This window comes from Vibrio sp. 10N.239.312.D08, assembly GCF_041466145.1.
Taxonomy (GTDB): Bacteria; Pseudomonadota; Gammaproteobacteria; order Enterobacterales; family Vibrionaceae; genus Vibrio; species Vibrio crassostreae_C.
In genome coordinates this window covers 44,765-51,407 of record NZ_JBFSSD010000038.1, presented here as the reverse complement: position 1 = coordinate 51,407, position 6,643 = coordinate 44,765, and the positions used below count along the sequence as shown (strand labels likewise).

Annotated in this window: 5 protein-coding genes; 4 read left to right on the top strand and 1 reads right to left on the bottom strand. The window is 44.4% G+C overall.

Features of this window, described 5'->3' with window-relative positions; all coding sequences use genetic code 11:
- Nucleotides 1–145 precede the first annotated feature (145 nt).
- The gene (locus AB6D58_RS18210; RefSeq protein WP_017059182.1) at nt 146–1,405 is read right to left on the bottom strand and encodes an adenylosuccinate synthase; all 1,260 of its coding nucleotides are present in this window, start codon (nt 1,403–1,405) and stop codon (nt 146–148) included.
- Nucleotides 1,406–1,619: 214 nt separating this feature from the next.
- Between AB6D58_RS18210 and AB6D58_RS18205 the strand changes: the two genes are divergently transcribed.
- From AB6D58_RS18205 to AB6D58_RS18190, 4 genes are all read left to right on the top strand, one after another.
- A complete protein-coding gene (locus AB6D58_RS18205; protein WP_017059183.1) occupies nt 1,620–2,492 on the top strand; it encodes a LysR family transcriptional regulator in 873 nt (290 codons plus the stop codon).
- Between the two features lie 276 nt (nt 2,493–2,768).
- Complete coding sequence (gene dmeF, locus AB6D58_RS18200; RefSeq protein ID WP_372074061.1) at nt 2,769–3,764, top strand: CDF family Co(II)/Ni(II) efflux transporter DmeF; 996 nt, start codon at nt 2,769–2,771, stop codon at nt 3,762–3,764.
- A complete protein-coding gene (locus AB6D58_RS18195) occupies nt 3,742–4,158 on the top strand; it encodes a MarR family winged helix-turn-helix transcriptional regulator (RefSeq protein WP_017059185.1) in 417 nt (138 codons plus the stop codon). The genes dmeF and AB6D58_RS18195 overlap by 23 nt, the downstream gene beginning before the upstream one ends.
- A gap of 618 nt (nt 4,159–4,776) precedes the next feature.
- Nucleotides 4,777–6,501, top strand: a complete 1,725-nt coding sequence (locus AB6D58_RS18190; protein ID WP_372074118.1) for a methyl-accepting chemotaxis protein — start codon at nt 4,777–4,779, stop codon at nt 6,499–6,501.
- Nucleotides 6,502–6,643: the final 142 nt, after the last annotated feature.

The window sequence follows — 6,643 nt, the reverse complement described above, 5'->3', positions numbered from 1 at the left end:
GCCTTGGAACTTCAAACACTGACAAGTCGCCCCGTGGGTTCATGGGGCGGATACCCTGTAATTCCTTGTGTTATCTCGTTCTTTATGAACAATCAAAAAAGTCCACTGAATGTGGGCTTTGATGTAGATCTTGTCGTCTTCTAAACTAAGCTCGAATGATCATTTGCTCGCGCTCAGGACCTACCGATACCATCACGATTGGAACACCCATTAACTCTTCGATACGAGTAACGTAATCTTGTGCTGCTTGAGGAAGGCTCTCAAACGTGCGGCAACCCGTGATGTCTTCATCCCAGCCAGCCATATCTTCATATACGGGCTTTAGCTCAGCCGTTTGTGGCCAAATCGGGTTCTCTGTGTGCTCTCCTGAGTAAGCAGTACAGATCTTAAGCTCAGACAAACCAGACAGGCAATCAATCTTAGTCAGTGCGATTTCCGTTGCAGCTTGCAGGTCAACACCGTTGCGAGTTGCCACTGCATCAAAGTAACCCATATCACGTGGTCGACCCGTAGTTGCGCCGTATTCGTTAGAGCTTTCGCGGAAGCTGTCTTGTTCTTCCATTGCAGTTACTAGCGTGCCAGTACCAACAGACGAGCTGAATGATTTAGCAACAGCGATAACACGTTCAGGACGAAGTGCAGGTAAACCGCTACCAATGCCAGCATAAGCTGCGGTTACATTCGAAGATGTTGTCCAAGGGTATTCACCGTAGACAAGGTCGCGACCTGCGCCTAACTGAGCTTCAAACAGTAGGTTTGCGTCTTGTGATTGCAGCGCTTTAAGCGGCTCAGTTACGTTGCAGATGAACGGGCGCCACGCTTTAGTTACTTCAAGTAGCCATTCTGTCATTTCAGAAGCAGTCTGGGAGAAGTCACATTGAGGGTATAGCGCTTTAAGCTGAGGCATCTTCCAATCAAGTAGGAATTGAATACGCTGCTCTAAAATTTCAGGTTGATTCAGCCAACCGACAAGAATGCCTTTCTTCATTACACGATCGCCGTACGCTGGTGCAATGCCTTGACGTGTAGAGCCGTAAGCGCCATCGCCCAAACGCTCTTCTTCAAGCGTATCTTCAAGAGCATGTAAAGGGAGACACAGTGTCGCACGATCTGAGATCGCCATTTTCACTTTGATGCCAGCCTCTTGAACTTCTGCAATCTCTTCAGTTAGCGCAGCAGGGCTGATCACCATGCCAGGGCCAAGAACCGCCGTACAATTAGGATTAAAAATACCACTAGGTAGTTGGTGCAGTTTGAATGTACCGAAGTCATTTACCACAGTATGACCTGCATTGTTTCCGCCTTGGAAACGAATGCTAGCAGAAGCTTGGTCTGCTAAAAAATCGACGATGCGGCCTTTGCCTTCATCACCCCAGTTTGCGCCCACAACAACGATAGATGGCATAATTTTTCTCCTAACTGATTGAGGAATCATGTTAGGCCTATAAGGTGGATAAGAGAAATTAATTATCTTTATTATCTTGATAAGGATTTCATATATCCTTAAAGTCTTAAGCTACAAACGAGATTCCCTATCACGTTCGTTCCTCACTGTAGGGAATGACGATGGGGCATTCTTTACTTTTAGGGAATGATATTAGTGACACGAGAGAGAGGACATGATGCTCGATATTAATTTGTTGAAGACGTTTGTGACGCTTGCGGAGTACAAGCATTTTGGGAAAGCGGCCAATGCACTGCACATGACACAACCCAATGTGAGTTTGCACCTAAAACAACTGGAACAACAAACACGCATAAAGTTGATAGAGAGAAGCCCTTTTCAATTGACTCAAGCGGGTGAACGGCTATTGGAAACAAGCCAAAGAACGCTACTCGAACTGCAGATTTGTCAGGCCGATCTCAATGCCATTAACGACCTTAAAATAGGGACGTTAACCATTGCCGTAAGTGACATCATTTCTCGATTTTTGCTAATTCGTCCGTTCCAGAAGTTCAAAGCGCAGTATCCCGGTATTGACCTTACGCTCTTGAATACCACGTCATCTCAGGCATCGAATTTAGTTAAAAATGCTCAAGCGGATATTGGTTTTGTTATCGCCAAAGAGCAGCACAACGAGTCTTTGTATTTCACTAAGCTGCAAGAGCTTTCTTGGTGTGCGCTTGGCGATGGGTTTGATATCCGAGACTCTGATGCAGAGCTCACTTTGATTCTACTAGGTCATGATACGAGAACGCGTGACTTTATTGATGAAGGTTTACCAAGCCTTAATCTACCTAATTATAGGGTGATGGAAGTAGGGAGTGTCGATGCTCAAATCGACTGGGCAGAAGCGGGATTTGGTGTGGCTATTGTCCCGGAGTTTGCGGTATCAACCAAGCAGCACCTGCATTCGAAAGTGACACCATTGACCAACTTCTCGAGCACCAGTCTTGGTTATATTGTTCGGCAGAACCAAGTCTTGTCGAAAGCAACCAAGCAGCTGTTAGGTTGGGTGAATGATGAGATTATTTCATTGCAAAACAAATAAATACAATCATTGAGTTTGACTCAATCAGCCCACCTCGAGTGGGCTTTTTTGTCCCTGGAAAGCCTCGTTTTTACTGAATCAATAATCTTTGGAACAAACTAGCGCTCACCATCAACTATTCGTCCCGCAAATCAGAGTTTCAAAATTCATCGTTGACAAAGTTTGATAATCAAACTAAATTTCAAATTATTACTTTGATTATCAAATTACTTGTCAATCAAAGGGCTTTTATTTGCAACGATCATCTAACCACAAACACAAGCTAAGGACGCCATTTTGAGTTTTCCAACACGTCACCAACACAACTTTTCTTCACATAACAGTCAAGGTGAGAAACGCACGTTCTATGTCCTGTTATTGACCGTCGTTACCATGGTTGTCGAAATTGTTACAGGTACTATTTACGGCTCGATGGCATTGCTTGCCGATGGTTGGCACATGGGGACGCACGCCGCAGCGTTTGGTATCACCTTATTTGCATACCGTTATGCGAAGAAACATGCCGAGAGCGAACGTTTCTCTTTCGGTACTGGCAAAGTCAGCGTGTTAGGGGGCTACACCAGCGCGATTGCATTGGGGATTGTGGCATTGTTGATGCTGGTGGAATCAGTACATCGTTTGTTTAACCCACAAGCGATTCAGTTCAATGAAGCGATCATCGTTGCTTGTATTGGTTTAACTGTGAATGTGGTGAGTATGTTTTTACTTGGCGATCACCATCATGATCACGGACACGAGCATGGCCACAATCATAGTAAGAATCACGGTCATTCACATAGCCATGAGCACGACAGCGACCGTGGTCATAAACATGGCGAGCATCACGGACACCATCATGATCACAACCTACGCGCAGCCTACATGCATGTGTTGGCGGATACTCTAACTTCGCTGCTTGCGATTGTTGCGCTGCTATTTGGTAAGTTTTACGGTTGGAACTGGTTAGATGCAGCAATGGGAATGGTTGGCGCATTCGTGATTGCTAAGTGGACGATGAACCTTATGAAACAAACCAGCCCAATCCTGCTGGATGAGAATATCGACCAAGATTATCGTGACTCAGTGACCAAAACCTTAACGCCTTATGCGTCGGTCACCGATTTCCATATGTGGAAGGTGAGTGGGCATCACTATTCAGCAGCGATTACTCTTGAATCAAACAGTGATAAAACCGTCTCTGAATATAAACAAATGCTCGCCAAGTTTGATAAGATTAATCATCTTACTCTTGAAGTGCATTCAAACGACCATGCGAAATATAGAACAGCTTAACCAAATACTGACTGAGTTCTACGATAAAATGTCTTCGTGGGAGCAGTCTGTTGTCAAAGAGACGGGTTATTCCCTGGCTCAAGTACACACCATTGAAGTACTTGGTATGCATGGCGCGTTAAGAATGAAAGAGCTCGCTGAAAAGTTAGGTATCACCACGGGTACACTTACTGTTCAAATCGAAAAGCTGGTTAAAGCTGAATTGATTGAACGCCATGAACACCCAACGGATCGTCGTGCAATTGTGGTGGCATTAACTGATGAAGGTCAGAAGATCCACGTCCACCATAACCAGCTTCACTTGAATTTGGTTAATGAGCTGACGCAAGACATCGAAGAAGACGAGAAAGCGGTATTATTGAAGTGCCTAACCAAGATGGTGAAAGCGTTTTAGCCAGCCTTGAATTCGCACCTAACTCTTTAGCTGCAAAGCGATTGACTAGAAAATCAAAAGATGGACCTGACTCGAATTGAGTAGGTCCATTTTTTTCGCCGTTTACGCTCTACTGTACAATCATCAATAGACGGATTCACTGTTTAAAAACCAAGTCAAAACCTCCAATATTGCGCTTCGCTCGTGCTCTTCTGGAGAGCCAAAAAAATGTCATCATAAATAATGCATCCAAATGTGCGTCAAAGTCTTTTAATTCAATGCCTTGTATACCATGACATTCAAACCATTTATGTTCCGTCAAATAGCTGTCTCTCACTTTTATCATTCAACTAATGTACATGTATTCAATTTGTGTTATTGATGCTTTTATCTTTAGTGAAAAGATTCATTCTCTGTTTGAATACCATTGAGAATGTCACTGCTGGTGGGCTGAACAGTCGCTAGATTTAGTGCTCATTACTGATACAAAAAATATAACAATAATCAGGTCGCGCAAGTTGGATATCCATTCTTTGATGCGATTTATTTAGATACTCATAGTTAATTTAGTAAAGACGAGCCACGTATATGAACATAAAGAGAAAGCTCTATTCGTTGGGGATGTTCTCCATCTTCGGCATGATTTCACTGCTGTTTACCACATCACAATTTGCAGACACCACCGCTCAAATGAGCGAAGCCAAACAAATTACCAAAGAGCTTGAAGTGCGTTTGCTCAACTTTCGCCGTAACGAGAAAGATTTTTTACTGCGTAGCGATATGAAATACCTCGACAAGTTCGACGTAAACTACAAAAAATTCTTAGCGTCTGAATCTGAGCTAGATACAGTGCTCAGTGATTTAGGTTTAGCCAACAGCACACACTTACGTGAAGACATCGAAACTTACCACACCAGCTTTGTTAACTTAGTTAAAGCGAGCGAAGTCTATGGGCTATCACGTGACAAAGGTATGCTAGGCGAGTTTCATGTTTTGCTCGATAGCATCAGCGCGACAGCCAGTGCGGAACAAAAAATCGAGCTTTACCTGTTCAATGACTTAATTGAGAAGGGGGAGTTTGACCCGAGTGTTCTTTCTATAACTTCAAATATGAGTAGCTCAGCTGCTTTGATTGACGCTGCTCGCCAAGTGGTTGAGCAAAAGCGAGTGATTGGCTTGAAGCACAACGAAGGTCTGCTTGGGCAAGCTCGCTCGGGTTCTCATGCTATCGAAACTCAATTTAAAGAGTTCTCCGCGGTGCTAGACCAACAAACGCAGCAAGAGATGGACAAGCTATCGCTGATCAACAACATCCTTTGCGTCACGCTACTCGTGTCGATCATTCTGTTCAGCTGGTTAATCGTCCGTTCTATCATTGGTAAAATTGAGTCACTGCTTTCGGTGATTCGTAACATCGTTGATTCTAACGACGTGTCTATTCGTTCGCACCTTGATGGCAAAGACGAACTCAGCACTTTAGGCCAATACTTCAACCAACTGTTGGATCAACTGGAAGGGCTTATCGCTGCCTCTCAATCTAAGTCACTGCAACTGACACAAAGCACATCGAACATGCATGATGAGCTAGAGTCAGTAATCAAACAGTTTGAAGTTCAAGCAAATCACACATCTACAATGACAACGTCAGTTCAAGAGATGGTACTCACCATTGGCGAGATCTCTGAAAGCACATCGGTTGCCGCTGAAGGTGTACATCAAGCGAAAGTGAATGCCGATAAAGGCCGTGAAGTGGTGGTTGAAACCATCAGCAACATCACCCAGTTGTCTGAACGTCTTTCAAGCAGCCAAGATTCGATCAGTTCACTGAACCATCATGTTGACCAGATCGGCGATGCAGTAAACATCATCCAAGGCATTGCAGAACAAACTAACCTATTGGCATTGAACGCAGCAATTGAAGCAGCACGTGCGGGTGAACAAGGTCGTGGCTTTGCGGTAGTTGCCGATGAAGTACGCGCACTAGCAAGCAGAACGCATCAATCGACCACAGAGATAACTTCAGTGGTGAGTGCAATTCAAAGCCAGATGCAGGCGTCGATGGCAGAGATTGGCGAGTGTAATCAACAAGGTCAACTAACGCTGAAAGATTCGGAAGAGCTGGATGCGAGCTTGCAACTTATCTTGAGCGACATGGAAAGCATCCAAGGTAATTCAGAACGTATTGCTTCAGCGATTGAAGAGCAGGGCGCAGTAATGGCGCAAGTGAGTGACTCAATTACTGAGCTGAACACTATCTCGAACGACAATAACGCTTCGGCGCAGCATTGCTTAGTTGAAGTGGACAAGGTAGCAGAGCAAGCGAACGATATGGACCAAGCGGTCGCGCAGTTCAAGACTTCATAAACAACATAGAACTTACTAAAACAAAAGGCGTGGATCATCTACGCCTTTTTTGTGCCTGAAATTCAAATAGATAAATGACGAGAATGAAAAAACGGCCCGATCTGGGGGAAGATCTGGGCCGTTATATTACGTATTAAAGGGG

Excerpts from the sequence above, each read along its gene's own strand:
- AB6D58_RS18210 (WP_017059182.1), bottom strand. The coding sequence starts at position 1,405 with ATGCCATCTATCGTTGTTGTGGGCGCAAACTGGGGTGATGAAGGCAAA.
- AB6D58_RS18205 (WP_017059183.1), top strand. The coding sequence starts at position 1,620 with ATGATGCTCGATATTAATTTGTTGAAGACGTTTGTGACGCTTGCGGAG.
- AB6D58_RS18195 (WP_017059185.1), top strand. The coding sequence starts at position 3,742 with ATGCGAAATATAGAACAGCTTAACCAAATACTGACTGAGTTCTACGAT.
- AB6D58_RS18190 (WP_372074118.1), top strand. The coding sequence starts at position 4,777 with ATGATTTCACTGCTGTTTACCACATCACAATTTGCAGACACCACCGCT.